We start from the raw sequence: 19,283 nt of genomic DNA, 5'->3' as shown, positions 1-19,283 counted from the left end.
ACATCATAAGTTATTTTGTTACAAAACTACCAAATTTCGTGGACTTACTGGTTCCTTGTTTACCGACACCTATTCAGCAGATATCAGATCAAATTACTGAAAAGGCAGGGATTCGCTTGTTTGTAAAACGCGACGATCTGATTCATTCATTCGTTTCGGGGAATAAATGGAGAAAGTTAAAATACAATCTGCAAGAAGCACGGGAGAGAGGTTCTGAAACACTTTTAACTTTTGGTGGTGCTTTTTCTAATCATATTTACGCCACAGCGGCAGCAGGTGCTTATCTGGGTTTTAATACAATCGGTATTATAAGAGGTGAAGATCCTGGGGAAAGAAAATCGCCAACACTCAGGTTTTGCGAGCAGCAAGGTATGCGGCTGCATTATGTTTCGCGCGAGGAGTATAAGCTGCGGAATTCGGTGGAGTATATAAATCAACTTTCCAGGCAATTTGAAAACTCATTTATTATTCCGGAAGGCGGGACTTCTGAATGGGCATTACGAGGAGTAAGAGAGATGACTATTGAAGTAGAAAACCAGCTAAATCAGAAACCAGATTATTATGCTGTTGCTGCCGGAACTGGTGGTACTGCTGCCGGGATTCTTTCGTCGGGCTCAGATGTGCTGGCTTTTTCTGCATTAAAAGGTGGCTCATTTTTAAAAAACGATATCCTGGATTTACTTGGAAGTAATAATAAAACAGGCCATCTGCAACTCTTTACGGAATATCATTTTAAAGGTTACGCGCGTCATACACCAGAACTTCTTGATTTTATCAGGAGATTTAAAATCGAACATTCGATTCAGCTGGACCAGGTTTATACCGGGAAGATGTTCTTTGGTTTGTATGATTTAATAGCGCAAGGATTTTTTGAAAAGGGGAGCTGTGTAGTGGCCATTCACACGGGTGGTTTGCAGGGATTGTTGCCAGAATTGAAATTTACAACGCATGAGGATTAAGTACCTCCAACCCATTCACATTCTTAAAATCTGAGATATTTCTAGAAATCAAGATGTAGTCATAAACAAGTGCAGTTGCGGCAATGATAGCGTCCGGTAGTTTTATTTTATTGATTTTTCGAAGGTTAATAGTCATGTCAATCACTTCTTCCGTCAATCCAATAATAAAGGAATCGTCTATAAAGTCTAGAAGGATTTGATACGATTTTTCGGGGGTGTTATACCCGAGAACTTCCATTTTCGAAATTACAGATACAATTGGCACATCATCAACAACTTTCGAAAGAAACTGACTGCCTGAATCGGGGAAGTTATTATTAAGAAAATCGATTATGCTGTTCGTATCAATTATATATCCCGATTTCCCCGTTCTTCTCTGCTTTGTTTTACATGAATTTGCATTTGATCAGCAACATTGGAAGACAACTTGCCAAGATATTTTTCAGAAAGTTTTTGCTTAGAATGATTGCCACTTTCCAAAAGTTTAATAAGGTGCAAGTCTTCCAGATCTTCCAGAAGTTTGTATGCCTTGCTATTTGTTACTTGGATGAGTACGGTTTCCATTTCCTAATTAGTTAATTTAAATGGACTAGTTCAAGTTACTATTATTTTACGGTCATGCCAAATTTATCCTGACAATGAGCGGTTGAGAATGCTAGAATTCAGACACTACCAAATACTATCCTTCTTCTGAATATATTCCTCAATTAAATCCTTTTCTCCGGCTACCCATAACACGTCTTCTTTTTCAATGACCATGGAAGAATCCGGATTAAGGATCCGTTCTCCGTTTCTCTCCAAACCAACGACCATCCCATGTGTAGATTCCCGTATCTGGCTGTTTCGGATTGATTTTCCAATGATATTGAATTCACTTTTTACCTCAATGCGCTGCAACGTGATTTTGTCTTCCTGAGGGAGATAAGATTGGCCATTTCTGCTAATTTCAACATGCCCGCGAAAACTGTCCAATTGATCATCCGTACCGATAACCTCAATCCTGTCGTAAGGATATAGAACTTCCGTCGGCCGGGGGAGCTGGATTGTTTTCGTACCTCTTTCTATAAGGACAACGTTGATACCAAAACTTTCCCGGATTCCCAGCTCCTGCAAACTTTTTCCAATGAGCGATGAATCAGGACTTACTTCCAGAAATGCAAAATGAGCATCCCAGGGTAACAGTATTTTTTTTGATTTTCCGCTTCCTTCCAGTTGTCTTGCGTTAAGATTTTGTAAAAAACGATCTTCAATACGGCTGTAAAACAATTGCAGACGCTGGTAGAAGAGCGCGACAGCCATAATCATTATTCCACCCGCGACCATGAGCGCTGTTGGTGTGGCGAAGAAGGAATCAAGTAATACGGCCATCAGAATAATTCCGACTAAGACTCTTGATAATTCTAATAGCAGCAGCGGGCCCCGGCTGAATTTTCGGCTCAGCCAAAGTGCAGAATATGCCTTTGTATTTGATCGTTTGAAAATGAGCGCCCACACGAAAGGAGAGATAAATAAAAATGTAATTGCGAATATTGAACACCTTGAGAAATCGTTTTCGGGAATGCGTTCATAAATTAAAGGTGAAATCTGTCTTGAAGAAATCAGAATAATGCCAACAATCACTACTGAATTCAGAACCACGGTCTGCGCATAAGATTGGAGAATAGTTTTCCAATGCGTATTTTTTGCAATGGTCTGTGTACTGCTGCTGTACCGGTTTAGTTTATTTCTCCATTTTTCAGGGATATGTTTGTCAAGCCATTCGTAAAATGGCTCAGACGCTTTCATCATGTAAGGTGTCGTGAATGTGGTGATCACAGAAACTCCAACTGCGATTGGATACAAAAACTCACTGGTGACCTTTAATGATAATCCAAGATTTGCAATAATGAATGAAAATTCACCGATCTGGGACAAACTCATCCCCGCCTGAATCGATTTTTTTAAAGGCTGTCCTGAAATTACTGCCCCAATTGTGACGTATGTGGTTTTTCCCAAAATGACGACAAAAACTAAAATTGCAGTCGGGACAGCGTATTCAATCAATAATTCCGGGTTTATCAGCATCCCAACTGAGATGAAGAAAATCGCCCCAAAAAGATCCTTGACAGGTTTTAATAAGTGTTCAATTTTTTCTGCATGTGTCGTTTCTGCCAGAATTGAGCCCATGATAAACGCGCCCAAGGCAGCCGAGAAACCAGCTTGCGTAACCAGAAAAACCATTCCGAAACAAAGTGCGATCGAAGTGATCAATACGCTTTCGTCGTTCATCAGGTTTCTGAAACGACGAAGCAGGGTAGGGAAAATGAAGATACCTCCCAAAAACCATAAAATCAGAAAGAAAAATAGTTTTGCGATCGATTCAAGCATTTCGATCCCGGCAAATTGCTGGCTTATTGAAAGCGTTGACAAAAGAACCATCAACAAAACGGCAGTTAAGTCTTCGATTACGAGGATTCCAAAAACGACACTTGTAAACTTCTGTGTTTTTAAGCCCAGCTCTTCGAAGGCACGGAAAATGATGGTGGTGGAGGAGATGGCAATGATACCACCCAAAAATAAACTGTCAATTTTGTCCCAGCCAAGAAGTTGCCCTGTTATAAAGCCGGTTCCCAGCATTAGTGATACTTCTAATAAGCCGGTAATAGCGGCGGTACTGCCTACCTTTACCAGTTTTTTAAAACTAAACTCTAATCCCAGATTGAAAAGAAGAAAGATTACACCAATTTCCGCCCAGATTTCGATCGTTTTAATATCGGTTATGGTAGGGAAAATTTTGAAATTAGGACCGACCAGCAAGCCGGCAAGGATATAGCCGAGAACAATTGGTTGTTTTAATTTTTTGAAAATAATGGTGATAACACCAGCCATTGTCAGGATTAAGGAAAGATCTACAATCAGCTGTGGAACGTGGGTCATTGGGCATTGGTATTTTAACAGAAATATAAGAATACCAATAAAATACAAAAAGCCTTTGACGAATCAAAGGCTTTTTGGCATAACTTGAAAAAATGAAAGGCAAACAACTTATCCTACACTTCCTTCCAGACTGATTTCCAGTAGCTTCTGAGCTTCTACGGCAAATTCCATCGGAAGTTGGTTTAAAACTTCTTTTGCATATCCATTCACAATCAATGCAACCGCTTGTTCCGTAGGAATTCCGCGTTGGTTACAGTAAAATAATATATCCTCTCCGATTTTAGAAGTTGTCGCTTCGTGCTCAACAGTTGCCGAAGGATTGCTTACCTCTATGTAAGGGAAAGTATGCGCCCCACATTTATCTCCCAATAACAAGGAATCACATTGTGAGAAATTGCGCGCTTTCTCTGCCTTTTTAAAAACCTGAACCAAACCTCTATACGAATTCTGACTCTTTCCTGCTGATATACCTTTTGAAACGATACGGCTTTTGGTATTCTTACCAATATGGATCATTTTCGTTCCGGTATCCGCTTGCTGCATGTTATTGGTAACCGCAACAGAGTAAAATTCTCCAATGGAATTATCGCCTTTCAGGATAACCGAAGGATATTTCCACGTAATTGCAGAACCTGTTTCAACCTGAGTCCAGGAGATTTTAGAGAACGCACCATCACACAATCCACGTTTTGTAACGAAATTATAGATACCGCCTTTTCCGTCCTTATCACCAGGATACCAGTTTTGAACTGTTGAATATTTGACATTCGCATTTTCATGAGCGAAAATCTCAACAACTGCCGCATGCAATTGATTTTCATCACGCATTGGTGCGGTACAACCTTCCAGATAACTTACATGGCTGTCAGCATCTGCTACAATCAAAGTTCGTTCAAACTGACCTGTACCTGCCGCATTGATCCGGAAATAAGTAGAAAGTTCCATCGGGCATTTAACGCCTTTCGGAATATATACGAATGATCCGTCAGAGAAAACAGCCGAGTTTAAAGCGGCATAATAGTTATCTTTCGGTGGCACAACTGATCCTAAATATTTCTTAACAAGATCAGAATGTTCACGTATTGCCTCGCTGATCGAGCAGAAAATAATTCCCTTCTCCCTTAGTGATTCTTTAAAAGTCGTAAAAACAGATTCAGAGTCCATTACTGCATCAACAGCAATAGATACACCGGAAAGTCGTTTTTGCTCGTTAAGAGAAATTCCCAAACGCTGGAAAGTGTCACGTAATTCAGGATCTATATCGTCCAGACTTTCAACAACTTTTTTCTTTTTCGGTGCTGAATAATATTTAATAGCCTGAAAGTCAATTTTTGGATAATGAACATTCGGCCATTTCGGTTCGGGCATTTTCAGCCACATCGTATATGCTTTCAAACGCCACTCCAGCATCCATTCTGGTTCATTCTTTTTCGCGGAAATAAACCGTATAGTGCTTTCATCCAAGCCCATGGGAGCTTCGTCTGCTTCAATATCAGTTACAAATCCGTATTTGTATTCCGAACTGGTGATTTCCTCCAACAATTCATCTTCTTTGCTCATAGTCTTAATTATATCACGCTACGGTTGTCATTGAACTAATAACACATAGAAATGACATTGAGTTTAAATATAGACTCAAAAATACATAAAAAAATGCACAAGTTATGACCCCTGTCATAACTTGTGATTCAAAATCGGTTATTTAGACCGTTAAAAATTAAAGATAACTTGTCGATGCCAGGTACTCTTTCACGTACTCACTAACGCCTTCTTCAAGTGTGTAAAAAGGCCTTGTGAATCCAATGGAACGCAATTTACTCATATTCGCCTGAGTAAAATACTGATATTTATCACGAATATCTTCAGGGGTATCAATGAAACTGATATCCGGCGTTTTGTCCATGGCAAGGAAAGTACTTGTCACAAGATCTTTGAAGGTTCGTGCCTTTCCGCTTCCGAGATTATAAATGCCGGAATCTTTGCGGTGGTGCATAAAAAACAGGCATACTTCGATCAGATCCTTCACATAAATAAAATCACGCATCTGCTCACCATCCTTGAAATTTGGATTGTGGGAGCGGAATAATTTCATTTTTTCAGTTGCCTTAATCTGGTTAAATGCATGAAAAATAACCGAAGCCATACGTCCCTTATGATATTCATTTGGTCCGTATACGTTGAAGAACTTCAACCCAGCCCAGAAGAAAGGCTTTTTCTCTTGTTGTAATGCCCAGATATCGAAATCGTTTTTAGAATCTCCGTAAGGATTGAGCGGTTTAAGCTGAGGAATCAGAGATTCATTGTCGTCGTACCCCAGTTCGCCCAGTCCATAAGTTGCCGCAGATGAAGCATATACCAATGGAATCTGGTAAGCAATGCATTTTTCCCAAATCTTTTTCGAATAATTCAGATTGAGCTCGTCAAATATATCTTTATCAAATTCTGTTGTATCAGTCCTTGCGCCGATATGGAAAATAAACTCCACGTCCTGATTGTTCTTGTCGAGCCACTCAAAAAAAGAATTGCGTTCAACCCTCTCTTTAATTGTTTTCCCTACGAGATTTTCTGCTTTTTCAATTTTCGAAAAATCGTCAACTGCAATAATGCTACTGAAGCCTTCCTGGTTGAGTCTGCTGATCAGACCGCTACCGATAAATCCGGCTGCACCTGTTACTATAATCATATGAAGAGATTATTTGTTTAATGAGCTTAAACTGTGAAAAGAATGCCTGATAAGAGTAATTTTTTTTATCAATCTACTCACGAATTTCGCTATTAAATTGTATTTTTTTTAGTTTACTGCTTATAATTTTACAAAACTACCGATACAAGATGTAATTTTGTAACAATATTACATAGGGAAGGAAAAATTTATGATTTACGTAACGCGAAAAGAGCATTTCAATGCAGCACACCGGCTTTTTAACCCGGCGTGGTCAGAAGAGAAAAATCAGGAGGTATTTGGGCCTTGCGCCAATAATAACTGGCATGGACATAACTTTGAATTAATTGTTACTGTAAAAGGAAAACCAGATCCTGATACAGGTTTTGTTATAGATCTTAAAGTTTTGGGTGATCTGGTGAAAAAAAAGGTGGTGGATAAGGTGGATCATAAAAACCTGAACCTTGACGTTGATTTTATGCAGGGGAAGATGGCTTCATGCGAAATTTTTGTGATGGAAATCTGGAATATTCTTGCGCCGGCAATTCAGGAAGTATCTCCGGGATCACAATTACATTACATAAAACTGATAGAAACTCCTAAGAATTTTGTTGAATATTACGGCGAGTAATTGCCTTTAAAGATCTGAAAACATCTTTTTTAGGATGCGTTTCAGATCTTTCTTTTTTCTTCTCAACTAAATTTTAAGCATGAAATATTACCTCATTGCCGGCGAACGTTCCGGAGATCTGCACGGTGCCAATCTGATGAAAGGAATTAAAGCCAACGATCCCGAAGCACAATTTCGTGGTTGGGGAGGGGATATGATGCAGCATGAAGGGATTGATCTTGTAACCCATTACAAGGATACTGCCTTCATGGGTTTTCTGGAAGTGGCACTCAACATCCGGAAAATTGCAGGATTTCTGAAAAAGTGTAAAAAGGATATTCTTGTTTACAAACCGGACGTCATAATCCTGATCGACTATCCTGGATTTAATCTTAGAATTGCTGCTTTCGCAAAGGAAAATGGGATAAAAACATTTTATTATATCTCTCCAAAGGTATGGGCATGGAACCAGAAACGTGCCTGGAAGATCAAGAAAAACATTGATCAGATGTTTGTGATATTCCCATTCGAAATTGATTTTTACAAAAAGTTTGACTTCGAAGTAGATTATGTCGGCAATCCGCTGATGGATGCAATAGACGCTTTTAAACCTGATCCTGACTTTAAAAAGAAGCATAATCTCGACGGGAATCGGGCAGTGATTGCTTTGTTGCCAGGAAGCCGTCGTCAGGAGATTATTAATATGCTGGACCTGATGTTGACTGTGCAGCCACATTTTCCTGGTTATCAATTTGTAGTGGCCGGTGTAAAGAACCTTCCATCCTCACTTTATGAAAAATATGAGGCGCTTCAAAATGTTTCAGTTGTCTACGAAGCGACCTATGATTTACTGGCAATTTCAGAAGCGGCATTGGTAACTTCAGGAACTGCTACACTTGAAACGGCTTTACTCAATATTCCGGAAGTTGTTTGTTACAAAACCAGCCGGATCTCCTACGCCGTTGCTAAAAAGCTGATCAAGGTTCCGTTTATTTCTCTCGTCAACCTGATTATGGAAAAGGAAGTTGTAAGAGAGTTAATTCAGGATGAATTAAACGAAAAGCAGTTGGTAGTAGAATTGGCTGCCCTATTGAAAAACGGATCAAAAAGAGAAGCCCAGCTGACCGACTATTCCACATTGCAGACACTTGTTGGTGGGCCAGGCGCTTCCGAAAGAGCAGGCGCATTAATGGTGAAATATCTTTTAAAGAAAAATGTGATGCAGAAGAAATTTTAATTTGTCGATATGTTTCTACAAATAGCCTGAATTAGAACTACTTATTGTTCCGGTAAAGAAAACTATATTTGCGCGATGCGGTAACTTGCATTATTGTAAAACGTCCGGCATCCGGCGAAAACCCACCCTCCTTAATTAAGAAAGTTATGCAACGAATACTTTTAATAGATGATGGTTCGGACATGTCTTCGGTTTTTAAAAAACTTTTTGAAGCAGGTGAACACAGGAATTTATTAATTGAAAAAGTAGAAACTGCTACGGATGGATTGAAGAAAATTACGACAGGCTCTTACAGCGTTGTTGTAGTAAATCTAGCAATTTTGAATACAGATATGCTGGGATTGATCAGGCGAATCAGAGCTTACAGTCAAGCCCTTCCCATACTCGCTTATTCTAAAATATTGGAATATACCCTGATAAAAAGATATCTCACCAGCGGCGTGAATGGATACTGTTTTTATCGGGACGACTTTGATGAAATCCTGAACGCTTGCCAGACGATTGCGTCAGGCAAATGGTATATCAGCCCGGAAATGATTTCACTGATTGTTGAAGATGCTTTGTACAACAAAAAAACAGATCGTTTTGAAAGTCTCAGCGAAAGGGAATTTGAGATTTTCTCTCATCTTGTAAAAGATGAATCTCCGGCCGCAATCGCTGAAATTTTATCCCTTCATATCTCCGCAATTGCTTTGTACAAGTCAAGAATTATGGATAAGCTGATGATATCGAATCTTGTGGAAATGAAAAATCTGATGAAAACACCAGTATTGGTCTAACTAATTACGCATACGTACAAGCTTGTCGTATTCCAGAACCGTTATAAGACTCCCCTTCATATCCACAAGTTTCTCTTCCTTGAAATCAGACAGAGTTCTGATCACCGTTTCTGTTGCTGTTCCAACCATCGAAGCAATATCTTCGCGGGTTATTGCCATAGAGAAAGGCTTGGATTTATCTTCCTGATACCGCTGAACCAGCATTACCAATGCCTGTGCGACTCTTTTGCGGACAGAATTGTAGGCAAGCTGAAGCAATCTTTCCTCGCGGTCCTTTATTTCATTCGAAAGCATTTTAATAAACTTTGTAGCAACTTCCCTGTTGCCTTGCAGGAGGTTGAAAAAGTCATCTTTCGGTATCATCGCCACTTCTGATTTTTCAAGCGAAATAGTCGTTTCCTGGTAAGATTCTCCTTGAAGCAAATCTAAATAACCAAAGAAATCACCTTCTTTATACAAATCAGTGATGTACTCCTTGCCATTGTCATTAGACTTGTATGCCTTCACTTTTCCTTTTTGAAGAAAGAATACATTGGATGGAAAGCTGCCTTCTGTATAGATCGTTTCTTTCTTTTTCAGCACCTTTATTTTTTTGTCATCCGCAAGTTTTGTGATCAGATCAAAAGATTTGGCTTCGTGAATAAATTCGTCAAGACCTTCGGCTGTTCGTGTAAACTGGCCTTTTAACCTCTCACTTTTTTTCAACCGCATTTCGACGGCATTCAAAAGCTCAACGTCATCATAGGGCTTGGTCAGGTAATCGTCGGCGCCCATGGTCATTCCTTTCCGATAATCGTTTTTTTCAGCCTTCGCCGTTAGAAAGACAAAAGGAATATTGGCAGTCTGGTCATCTTTTCCGAGCATGTGTAAAACGCCATAACCATCGAGCTCCGGCATCATGATATCGCAGATAATCAAGTCAGGTTTTTCGTGATGTGCAACCTGCACGCCTTCTTTTCCATTCTGCGCTGTCAATACTTGATAATTAGCCAATTCGAGAATTTCGGCCGTATTCTCACGCATTTCAGGGTTATCTTCTATCAACAGGATTCTCTTAGTTTCCATTCTTGTCAAGGTATTTAGTTAGCGGGTAAGTGATCAGGCAGTTTTATGGTAAATGTGGTTCCCTTTCCCACCTCACTTAAAAATGAAACTTCGCCTCCCATAAGTTCTACGTAATTTTGGACAATATTAAGTCCAAGTCCGGTGCCTTGCGCATTTCCGGCATTTTGCGCACGAAAAAAGCGGTCAAATATGTGCACCTGATCATTTTCGGGAATCCCGATGCCCTGGTCGATGATTTCTATAAATATGATTTTTCCATCAGCATTGATATTCAGGGTGATGGATTTCCCAGGATCAGAATATTTTATGGCGTTGGAAAGAAGGTTGAAAATTACATTTCGAAGTAATTGTTTATCAACCCAAATTTCGGTATTCCCCACATGTGTAAACAAGATTTGTTGTCCGTCCTTACACAAGCCCTTAATTTCCTCGATGAGACCCAGGCAAAAATCAGGTAAAACAGTGAAAACCGGAACGCTGTGAATACGGCCCTCTTCGAGTTTTCCGATCGACAGAAAATCATTTAAAATTTCCGTCAGGTTGGTTACTGCGGATTTAATTCTTAGCACATGCTTCTGACGCTTATCCTCTTCTTCCGATTTTTGATATCGGCCAATCAATGCAGCCGACGAAAGTATCGTTGCGAGCGGAGTACGAAATTCGTGGGAAGCAATCGTCACGAACTGACTTTTCATATTATTCAGTTCCCGTTCTTTTTTCAAAGCACGCATCACTTCCTCCTGTGATTGTTCGATTTTATGTATCGCCTTTGCCAATTCCTCAGTTCTTTGATTTACACGTTCTTCTAACTCGGCATTCAGTTTTTGAATCTCCTTGTTAGCTTCCTGAATGATGCTTTCCTGTTTTTTCCTTTCGGCTATATCAATGACAAAACTTACCACAAATTGTCCTTCACTGGTTTGAAAGGGACTTAGGCTTACTTCAACCGGAAACTCACTTCCATCTTTGCGTCGGGCAAATAGATCCAGAGAACTACCCATACCCCGGGCATGTGGTGATTCCAGATAAGTATCGCGATGATGGACATGTTTGGTAGTCAATCTTTTGGGAATCAATACTTCAATTTTTTGATTTACCAGTTCTCCATCTTTAAAACCAAAAAGTTCAAGCGCTTTGGGATTTAACATTACGATAACTCCCGCTTTATTAACGACTACAATTCCTTCGGTTGCATGTTTGAATAGGGCATCGAGCATTTCAATATGCCGTGTCATGGCTTCGGTTTGTTTTTCTATATACGTACTAAACATACCAAGTTACAGGACATAGTTGAATGGAACAAACTAAACTAAAATAATGATAGATTGACAGAATGATTGAATGTGAGAATCAGGCAGCCTGCACGACTGCCACATTCAACTTTCAACCACGCAGTGACCGCTCTCAGCTATCAATCTAAACAGTTTTGCTAAATTGGATTGTTGCGGATGATTCCGCCCATAATTTTGCATCAAAAGCCATACAGACATTTCTTACAAAGGCTTTACCTTTTTCTGTGACACGTAGATGAAAAGGCTGAATTTCGATCAGTTCATCAAATTCCATTTCTGATAATCTGTCGATGGCTTTATACAAATCATCACAAACCTCGGTCTCATTTTCCCAGGTCGTTTCAAATTGCGTCATAATCCGAAGAATATGTTTTCTCAAAATAAGATCATCTTTGGTTAACTCATGACCTTTGAAAACCGGCAAATGTCCTTCTTTGATTCGCTCATAGTAAGCCTCTACCGTTTTTTCATTCTGAACATATCCAGTCCAGCAGTCACTGATTGAAGAAACACCTAATCCAATTAACAGCTGGGTATGGGTATCCGTGTATCCCATGAAATTTCTATGCAATCGCCCTTCTTGCTGTGCTTTAAATAATTCGTCAGTTTCAAGAGAAAAATGGTCCATCCCGATATCATGGTATCCCGAGAGTTCCAAAGCATTCCTCCCTGTTTCGTAAATAGCCATTTTTTTATCGGCATCAGGCAAATCCTTGTCTGAATATTTTCTTTGTCCGGGTTTGATCCACGGAATATGTGCATAACTGTAAAAAGCAATCCTGTCAGGGCGAAGCTGTACAACACGCATGATGGTTTCCATCATCGTACAAACTTTTTGGAAAGGCAAGCCGTAAACAAGGTCATAGTTAACAGAAGTGTAACCGATTTCGCGCGACTTTTTTGTCAAATGACTGATCTGGTCATACGTTTGGTGACGGTTGATAACAGCCAAAACCAATGGATTGAAATCCTGGACGCCAATACTGATCCGCCGAAATCCAACTTTGTATAAAGCTTGTAAATGTTCGTCCGTTGTATTTCCCGGGTGTGCTTCGAAACTGAATTGTGCCTTTGGGTGAACGTCCGAATTTGCTAGTAGTCCCTGAATGAGTTTGGTAAGGTTTTCCGGACTAAAAAAAGTAGGTGTGCCGCCTCCCAAATGTATCTCACGGATGACAGGTTTTGTCTCGCCGAAGATCGAGAAGTATAGTTCCCATTCTTTTAGAACAGCACTGATATATTTTTCTTCAACTTTATGGTTAATCGTAATACGTGTGTTGCAGCCACAATAGGTACACAGACTTTCGCAAAAGGGCAGGTGTATGTATAGACTAATTCCTTCCTTTTGGTTGGAAACTGTAAATGCTTCACTCGCAAGTTCCTTCCATTTTTGTTCCGTAGGTGGCGTTTTTTGCCAATAAGGAACTGTTGGGTAACTGGTATATCTGGGCCCGGGAGTATTGTATTTAAAAAGCAAATCCTTATCCATAGGAGTCGTGTTTTGAATTAAATTCTATACATCAAAACTAGTAAGGTGCCGTAGGTAAAAACATGACTGTGGTCATCTAAAAAACTTACTTTGGCAAGGAATTGGCGTGGATTCTATTCTTATAAGCATCATTATTTGCCATGGCAAATGGTAATACCTTTGGAAGTGTTTTGGGGTGTGTCCGGATATTGAATCAATAAACCTCTGGCAACAAGCACTATGCCGGCCAGCGCAAGCATCACAGGCATGAGTTTTCTCATTTTTGTCCGCAATGAAACGGTAAACCACTGTTTGAAGAATCCGACAGCCATCATAGCGGGCATTGTTCCAGCTCCAAACATGAGCATAAATAAACTTCCGGGCAGGGGACCTCCGGTTGCGACTGAACTGATCAATGCGAGATAGACGAGACCGCAAGGTAATAATCCATTTAATATACCGAGGGAAAACCAGCTAAGGAAACTTTTTTTTTGCAGCAAACCAGCCATACCGGTTTTTAATTGTCTGATAAGCTTTTGCCAGAATGGAGGTGTATGAAAATAGCGATCCAGATGCGCTGGCCAGAAAACATAGGCCAGCATCAATACACCCGAAAAAATGGAAAGATAGCGTAGGTAGCCGATCCAGACGAGAGACGATCCGACAGAACCTAACAATAATCCAAGCAATGAATAGGTAAAAGACCGGCCCAGGTTATAAGTCAGCAGTCCTGTGAACTGGACAAACTTACTCCCTTTTTGAATGGGTAGTGCCAAAGCGATAGGCCCACACATACCGACACAATGGAAGCTGCTCATCAACCCCATTGAAAATGCCAGATATGGAAGCGCGCTTACCACTATAAGTTTTTGTTAATGACGATCAAATCTTCGTTCCAGTAGGTCTCTTCACCGTTTTTCCAGTCAATCTGCAAATGATACCGGCCTTCCGGAATTTTCGAGGAGGGTACAAGTTGTATGTTATCGGTAGAATTTACCTCGAAAGAAAGATCTTTTGAATCATCTGATGGACAATACAGATTCACTTTTCCTGTCAGATTTTTCTCAGAAAATGATTTTGGATAATGGATCAAAATCCCTTTTTCATTTACCTCCCATTTCAGTGGATCCGCCAATGCCTTGGCACGTTTGGTTTTATTTATTTTATCCTGGAAACGTAACTCTTCTGCGTAATAATTGTCTGTGACCAGATCAATCTTTTGGTTGGTACTCATCACAACGAGTACCAAAATCATGGCTACAAATCCTGAATATAGAATCGCGATGCCTGTACCCCAATTTAGTTTCATTTCGGAGTTGTTTAAATTAATTGTTTCGGTGCTACAAATATTTCACCGCGCTGCGGCTATCGTACAAAAGTGGCCACTGATTTATCTTTTGATTATTCCGGTGCCATAAAGGTTGTTTCAAAAGTCTCCAATTTTTCTTTCCCCTGAAATACAGATAATTGAATTTTTGTTTTGCGTGTTTTAAGTGCTGATTTCGGAATGATAATAAACACTGTACCTTCCGACATCCCTGCACCGTCCAGTGTCAAATCCGGTTTTCCAGCAAATAACAAAGTGCCTTTTGGGGAATCAAGCTTAATGGTCGGTTTGACCACATGATTTGTCTTGTTAAAAATTTTAAAAGTGTAGAGGTTACTGATCGTTCCATTTTTGTTTTCAGTGTACTGGCTGCCAGGAGCTCGGAACAAAGTGGTTTGGGTGTCATTTCTGGAGACAACCAAATAAGCAAGCGCTGACCAAAGCAAAATCAGGACAACGATATAGGCGCGGGTGCGGTTGGTAATCAATTTATTAACGCCACTAACAATAGCATTTTCGGAAGTATAGCGAATCAGTCCTTTATCAAAACCAACCTTATCCATTATGGTATCGCAGGCGTCGATGCAGGCTGTGCAGTTCACACATTCCATCTGTGTACCATTTCTGATATCGATGCCTGTCGGACAAACAGCCACACATTGAAAGCAGCTGATACAATCGCCCGCGTTTCGATCCTGTCCTTTGTGTAATTTTTCTCTGGGTTCTCCACGTTTATAGTCATAAGCAACCACAATCGAGTTCCGGTCCATCAAAACACCTTGCAAGCGGCCATAAGGACAAACCACCGTGCAGGCCTGATCGCGGAGCCAGGCAAAATTGAAATAGAATACTGCTGTAAAAATGACAATCCCTGAAAAGAGGGGAATATGCTGGTCGATGGGTTCACTGACAATCTTGGATAATTCGTCCACGCCGATCACGTACGACAGCAGAAGATTCGCAATCACAAACGAAACCAATAAGAATGCGCTGTATTTTGCAGCTTTTTTCAGAATCTTATCACCTGTCCAAGGTGCTTTATTTAACAATTTTTGTTTACTGCTGTCACCTTCGATGGCATATTCGATTTTACGAAAAACCATTTCCATAAATACGGTTTGCGGACAAGCCCAGCCACACCATAATCTACCAAAAATCGTGGTAAAGAGAACGATAAAAACCATGAAAGACAACATGGTTAGTCCAAAAAGCCAGTAATCCTGCGGTCCGATAAACAAGCCAAAAATGATGAACTTTCTTTCCAGAACGTTGAAAAGCAGTAGTGGCTGGTCGTTGAACTTTAAAAAGGGAGTAACAAACAAAATTGTTAAAATGGCGACCGTAAATAAAATACGGCGATTATGCCATAAGCCCGTGGGCTTTTGGGGATAGAACCAGTTTCGCTTACCATCTTCACTCACGCCACTAAAATGGTCGCGGAATGAATCTTCTGAGGTAATGGTCGTAGGTTTCATATTTTTGGCTTTCAGCCATCAGCAATTAGTTTTCGAAATTGCCATGAACTGAAATTGTTAATTAGGCTTTCGGCTATCGGCTTTCGGATTGCCAAGAACTGAAATTGTTAATATAAATGAATTTAAGCAGTAGAAAGATTGAATAAGGGTATTTTTCGCCGGCCGCCGACCGCTATTTCATCGCTACCGTACTATCTCCAGCAGCTTTTCCTTCTTCAAACAAATCTCCTTGTGGTTCCTTCGGATTTGCAGGTTTTGTTCCTTTTAACGACAAAACATAACTCGCCACTTTCTGGATATCCGTTGGTGAAAGTTGTTTTTCCCATGAGATCATACCTTTTTCCGGAACACCATACTTGATTACCTTGAAGATATTTTTCACTCCGCCTCCGTGAATCCAGTATTTGTCGGTTAGATTCGGACCAACGCTTCCACCAGCATCAGCACCGTGGCAGGCAGTACATTTTTCCTGGAAAAGTGCTTTTCCTTGATTAATTCCCGCTTCCTCGGTTAAAATTGTAACCGTATTTTCGTCCATGCTCGAACCTACTTTTTCAAGATATGCCTTTTTTTCTATATCTGCCTGCGCAATTTCCTTGTCAAGTTCAGCCATCTGGAAATCACCAAATCCACCGAAATAATACGCGGAATAAAAAATGGCAATGATCACAGTTGATACAAAAAGAGATTGCAGCCAGGGAGGCATACGATTGTCCAGTTCCTGAATCCCATCGTAGTCGTGGCCCTCAATCAGTATATGTTTTTCCTCCTGAAGCGAAACACCGACACCACTAAAATTTTGCCACCATTTATTACTAAGAATAGATTTTGAAGCTTTTTCCGGGTTGTTGTTATTGATTTGCTTTAAAACAGACAACGCGTTCACCAGGAGAATAACCACCAGAACTGCCACGAAAAACAACATGCCAAGCAGCGACAGAAGTAAAAGATCAGTACCCGAAAGTGCCCTTACTTCCTCCTGAGGTCCCTGTGCAAAAGCTGATGATGATACGCATATAAAAAGGATCACGGAAAGCATTCCTTTTTTAAAACTTCCGTCGTTTAAGGGAATGTTTTTCATCCCATTAACGGATTTTTTATCCAGACGAATGACGTAGATAAGCAATCCTACAAAAAATATAAAAAATATGAGCAGCGAAATGAGCGGGAAAATTTCAACGCCCGCAATGGTTTCTAGATAATTTCGGAATTTCATGATGTGAAAATGTAATAGTGAAATGTAGGCAGTAATTTTTCTGAGCGGCTGTTCAGCCGCTCAGAAATCCCGATCATTTATTCGTTTTTATATCAGTCCCAAGTCGTTGCAGGTAAGCGATCAAAGCAATGATTTCTTTATTTTCATTGGCTTTGATACCACTTTGTTTTAATCTGCCCTGAATCTCTTTCGCCTGTTTATGAAGCTCCGCGTTAGCAATTTTGTCGTAATCTTTTTCATAAGGAACGCCAAGTGTTTGCATTGCCCTAATCTTGGAAGCCGTCGTTGAAGTATCCAGATCGTCTTCCAGCAGCCAGCCATAACGCGGCATGATTGATCCCGGAGACATCGAAGTTGGATCCTCCATGTGGTTGTAATGCCATGAGTCTGGATATTTCCCCCCAACTCTGTGTATATCCGGTCCGGTGCGTTTTGAACCCCACTGATGCGGATAGTCATAAACAAATTCACCTGATTTTGAATACTCTCCATATCGTTCAATTTCAGAACGGAATGGGCGGATCATTTGCGTATGGCATACATAACAACCCTCTCTAACATATATGTCACGTCCCTGCAATTCCAGCGGAGTATATGGTTTTACACTTGCGATAGTCGGGACATTGGACTCGATCATAAACGTCGGGATCATTTCAATCATCCCGCCAATTGCAACGGCAACGAGAGCGAAAATGGTAATGGCCAATGGTTTACGCTCCAAAAGTCTTCTGTGCCAGTACTCGTTTTTAGCGGGCTGCCAGATAGCAGATAACGGCATAGCTCTCGCAGTTTCAGACGCTACCAGGGATCCTTTGAGTGCGGTCATCCACAAGTTGTAGATCATCACGACAAATCCGATAAGATACAAGGTGCCGCCGACACTTCTCAGGAAATATAATGGAGCAAGTTGTGTAACGGTTTCAAGGAAATTAGGATATTTTAGCAAACCTTCCTGTGTAAATTCTTTCCACATAGAGCTTTGCACCCAACCAGCCCAGTACATTGGAATCGTATAAAAAAGGATTCCGAGTGTTCCGATCCAGAAGTGGAAATTAGCAAGTTTAGGAGAAAAAAGCGGACGATTATAAAGGCGTGGAAAGAGCCAGTAAAGCATACCGAAAGTTAAAAAGCCGTTCCATCCCAGGGCACCCACGTGAACGTGAGCAACGATCCAGTCAGTATAATGCGCAATGGCATTTACGTTTTTGAAAGACAACATCGGGCCTTCAAAAGTGGCCATACCGTATGCGGTGATGGCAACGACGAAGAATTTCAAAACCACATCCTCACGAACTTTGTCCCAAGCGCCGCGAAGTGTCATCAGTCCGTTCATCATACCACCCCATGAAGGTGCAATCAGCATGACAGAGAAAACAGTTCCCAAAGTCTGTGCCCATTCCGGTAAAGATGTGTAAAGCAAATGGTGAGGGCCTGCCCAGATGTAAAGAAAAATCAGAGACCAAAAGTGTACGATGGATAATCTATACGAGTAAACGGGGCGGTTTGCAGCTTTCGGAAGGAAATAATACATAAGGCCCAGGTATGGTGTTGTCAGGAAAAATGCAACGGCATTATGACCATACCACCATTGCACAAGTGCGTCCTGCACACCGGCATACATGGAATAACTTTTGAACAAAGAGATCGGCAGTGCCATGCTGTTTACGACATGAAGCATCGCCACCGTTACAAACGAAGCAATGTAAAACCAGATAGCGGCGTAAATATGTTCAACCCTACGGTTGATCGTCGTCATGACCAGGTTGATCAGAGCAGATACCCACACTACTGCAATGGCGATGTCCAGCGGCCATTCCAGCTCAGCGTATTCTTTCGAAGTGGTTAGTCCCATAGGAAGCGTGATCGCTGCGCAGACAATAATAAATTGCCAGGCCCAGAAATGAAAGCGGCTAAGTGCCGGGCTCCACATGGGCGTGCGTAAAACCCGCGGCGCGGAATAATACAAACCGGTAAAGAATCCGTTACCTACAAAAGCAAAAATAACGGCGTTGGTGTGAAGTGGTCTTATCCGGCTGAAAGTCAGGTAAGGCAAGTCCATATTAAGGTCTGGAAATACCAGCTGCAAGGCTGCCAGGAGGCCGACAAGCATACCGATAAGTCCGAACAAAATCGTGGCGATGGCAAAGTTCCGGACGATTTTGTTGTCATATTGAAACTCGTCCAGCTCGACGGTTGCGATACCCGGATTAGGATGGTTTGACATAATTTTGAACAAAGAATGGTGAATAAATTTGGGTGATATCTGAGAAGGTTATT

The 19,283-nt window shown here is 40.8% G+C and carries 17 protein-coding genes; 4 read left to right on the top strand and 13 right to left on the bottom strand.

Annotated elements, in window-relative coordinates:
- Positions 1–38 precede the first annotated feature (38 nt).
- Positions 39–959: a 1-aminocyclopropane-1-carboxylate deaminase/D-cysteine desulfhydrase gene (locus AC1XUO_RS12745; RefSeq protein ID WP_483330199.1), complete on the top strand. Its 921-nt coding sequence runs from the start codon at positions 39–41 to the stop codon at positions 957–959.
- Here AC1XUO_RS12745 and AC1XUO_RS12740 read toward each other — a convergent pair.
- The 5 genes from AC1XUO_RS12740 to rfaD all read right to left on the bottom strand — a co-directional run bounded on the left by AC1XUO_RS12740 (position 940) and on the right by rfaD (position 6,558).
- Positions 940–1,290, bottom strand: a complete 351-nt coding sequence (locus AC1XUO_RS12740) for a type II toxin-antitoxin system VapC family toxin (protein ID WP_483330402.1) — start codon at positions 1,288–1,290, stop codon at positions 940–942. The two genes, AC1XUO_RS12745 and AC1XUO_RS12740, sit on opposite strands and share 20 nt — an antisense overlap.
- Before the next feature lie 17 nt (positions 1,291–1,307).
- Positions 1,308–1,523 (bottom strand): hypothetical protein, encoded by a 216-nt coding sequence (locus AC1XUO_RS12735; protein WP_483330198.1) that lies wholly within the window; start codon positions 1,521–1,523, stop codon positions 1,308–1,310.
- A gap of 105 nt (positions 1,524–1,628) precedes the next feature.
- A complete protein-coding gene (locus AC1XUO_RS12730; RefSeq protein WP_483330197.1) occupies positions 1,629–3,875 on the bottom strand; it encodes a monovalent cation:proton antiporter family protein in 2,247 nt (748 codons plus the stop codon).
- A 108-nt stretch (positions 3,876–3,983) separates the two neighbouring features.
- Entirely contained in the window at positions 3,984–5,435 is a 1,452-nt protein-coding gene (sufB, locus tag AC1XUO_RS12725; RefSeq protein WP_483330196.1) for a Fe-S cluster assembly protein SufB, read from the bottom strand.
- A gap of 157 nt (positions 5,436–5,592) precedes the next feature.
- A complete protein-coding gene (gene rfaD / locus AC1XUO_RS12720; RefSeq protein ID WP_483330195.1) occupies positions 5,593–6,558 on the bottom strand; it encodes an ADP-glyceromanno-heptose 6-epimerase in 966 nt (321 codons plus the stop codon).
- Between the two features lie 190 nt (positions 6,559–6,748).
- Between rfaD and AC1XUO_RS12715 the strand changes: the two genes are divergently transcribed.
- From AC1XUO_RS12715 to AC1XUO_RS12705, 3 genes are all read left to right on the top strand, one after another.
- A complete protein-coding gene (locus AC1XUO_RS12715; RefSeq protein ID WP_483330194.1) occupies positions 6,749–7,168 on the top strand; it encodes a 6-pyruvoyl trahydropterin synthase family protein in 420 nt (139 codons plus the stop codon).
- 79 nt (positions 7,169–7,247) lie between these two features.
- On the top strand, positions 7,248–8,384 hold the full coding sequence (lpxB, locus tag AC1XUO_RS12710; protein ID WP_483330193.1) for a lipid-A-disaccharide synthase: 1,137 nt from the start codon (positions 7,248–7,250) through the stop codon (positions 8,382–8,384).
- A 146-nt stretch (positions 8,385–8,530) separates the two neighbouring features.
- Positions 8,531–9,163 carry a LuxR C-terminal-related transcriptional regulator gene (locus tag AC1XUO_RS12705; RefSeq protein WP_483330192.1) on the top strand — a complete coding sequence of 211 codons (633 nt, stop codon included), beginning with the start codon at positions 8,531–8,533 and terminating at the stop codon, positions 9,161–9,163.
- Here AC1XUO_RS12705 and AC1XUO_RS12700 read toward each other — a convergent pair whose 3' ends face one another.
- The 8 genes from AC1XUO_RS12700 to ccoN form a co-directional block, all read right to left on the bottom strand.
- Complete coding sequence (locus tag AC1XUO_RS12700; RefSeq protein ID WP_483330191.1) at positions 9,164–10,228, bottom strand: response regulator; 1,065 nt, start codon at positions 10,226–10,228, stop codon at positions 9,164–9,166.
- 14 nt (positions 10,229–10,242) lie between these two features.
- The gene (locus tag AC1XUO_RS12695; RefSeq protein ID WP_483330190.1) at positions 10,243–11,499 is read right to left on the bottom strand and encodes a PAS domain-containing sensor histidine kinase; all 1,257 of its coding nucleotides are present in this window, start codon (positions 11,497–11,499) and stop codon (positions 10,243–10,245) included.
- 145 nt (positions 11,500–11,644) lie between these two features.
- Positions 11,645–13,009 (bottom strand): oxygen-independent coproporphyrinogen III oxidase, encoded by a 1,365-nt coding sequence (gene hemN, locus AC1XUO_RS12690; RefSeq protein WP_483330189.1) that lies wholly within the window; start codon positions 13,007–13,009, stop codon positions 11,645–11,647.
- Between the two features lie 131 nt (positions 13,010–13,140).
- Entirely contained in the window at positions 13,141–13,848 is a 708-nt protein-coding gene (locus AC1XUO_RS12685; protein ID WP_483330188.1) for a sulfite exporter TauE/SafE family protein, read from the bottom strand.
- The gene (locus AC1XUO_RS12680) at positions 13,848–14,297 is read right to left on the bottom strand and encodes a FixH family protein (protein WP_483330187.1); all 450 of its coding nucleotides are present in this window, start codon (positions 14,295–14,297) and stop codon (positions 13,848–13,850) included. Before AC1XUO_RS12680 ends, AC1XUO_RS12685 begins: the two co-directional genes overlap by 1 nt.
- A 92-nt stretch (positions 14,298–14,389) precedes the next feature.
- Positions 14,390–15,790: a cytochrome c oxidase accessory protein CcoG gene (ccoG, locus tag AC1XUO_RS12675; RefSeq protein ID WP_483330186.1), complete on the bottom strand. Its 1,401-nt coding sequence runs from the start codon at positions 15,788–15,790 to the stop codon at positions 14,390–14,392.
- Between the two features lie 172 nt (positions 15,791–15,962).
- The gene (locus tag AC1XUO_RS12670) at positions 15,963–17,006 is read right to left on the bottom strand and encodes a c-type cytochrome (RefSeq protein WP_483330185.1); all 1,044 of its coding nucleotides are present in this window, start codon (positions 17,004–17,006) and stop codon (positions 15,963–15,965) included.
- A 73-nt stretch (positions 17,007–17,079) separates the two neighbouring features.
- Entirely contained in the window at positions 17,080–19,230 is a 2,151-nt protein-coding gene (gene ccoN, locus AC1XUO_RS12665) for a cytochrome-c oxidase, cbb3-type subunit I (protein ID WP_483330184.1), read from the bottom strand.
- Between the last annotated feature and the right edge of the window lie 53 nt (positions 19,231–19,283).

The sequence above is a fragment of the Dyadobacter sp. HNCC25DJ186 genome, from assembly GCF_056895235.1.
The sequence above is the reverse complement of the archived record's forward strand: the minus strand, read 5'-3'. Positions and strand labels throughout refer to the sequence as shown.

Coding starts and splice junctions, on each gene's coding strand:
- AC1XUO_RS12735 (WP_483330198.1), bottom strand. CDS start 1,523: ATGGAAACCGTACTCATCCAAGTAACAAATAGCAAGGCATACAAACTT.
- AC1XUO_RS12730 (WP_483330197.1), bottom strand. CDS start 3,875: ATGACCCACGTTCCACAGCTGATTGTAGATCTTTCCTTAATCCTGACA.
- sufB (WP_483330196.1), bottom strand. CDS start 5,435: ATGAGCAAAGAAGATGAATTGTTGGAGGAAATCACCAGTTCGGAATAC.
- rfaD (WP_483330195.1), bottom strand. CDS start 6,558: ATGATTATAGTAACAGGTGCAGCCGGATTTATCGGTAGCGGTCTGATC.
- AC1XUO_RS12715 (WP_483330194.1), top strand. CDS start 6,749: ATGATTTACGTAACGCGAAAAGAGCATTTCAATGCAGCACACCGGCTT.
- lpxB (WP_483330193.1), top strand. CDS start 7,248: ATGAAATATTACCTCATTGCCGGCGAACGTTCCGGAGATCTGCACGGT.
- AC1XUO_RS12705 (WP_483330192.1), top strand. CDS start 8,531: ATGCAACGAATACTTTTAATAGATGATGGTTCGGACATGTCTTCGGTT.
- AC1XUO_RS12700 (WP_483330191.1), bottom strand. CDS start 10,228: ATGGAAACTAAGAGAATCCTGTTGATAGAAGATAACCCTGAAATGCGT.
- AC1XUO_RS12695 (WP_483330190.1), bottom strand. CDS start 11,499: ATGTTTAGTACGTATATAGAAAAACAAACCGAAGCCATGACACGGCAT.
- hemN (WP_483330189.1), bottom strand. CDS start 13,009: ATGGATAAGGATTTGCTTTTTAAATACAATACTCCCGGGCCCAGATAT.
- AC1XUO_RS12680 (WP_483330187.1), bottom strand. CDS start 14,297: ATGAAACTAAATTGGGGTACAGGCATCGCGATTCTATATTCAGGATTT.
- ccoG (WP_483330186.1), bottom strand. CDS start 15,790: ATGAAACCTACGACCATTACCTCAGAAGATTCATTCCGCGACCATTTT.
- AC1XUO_RS12670 (WP_483330185.1), bottom strand. CDS start 17,006: ATGAAATTCCGAAATTATCTAGAAACCATTGCGGGCGTTGAAATTTTC.
- ccoN (WP_483330184.1), bottom strand. CDS start 19,230: ATGTCAAACCATCCTAATCCGGGTATCGCAACCGTCGAGCTGGACGAG.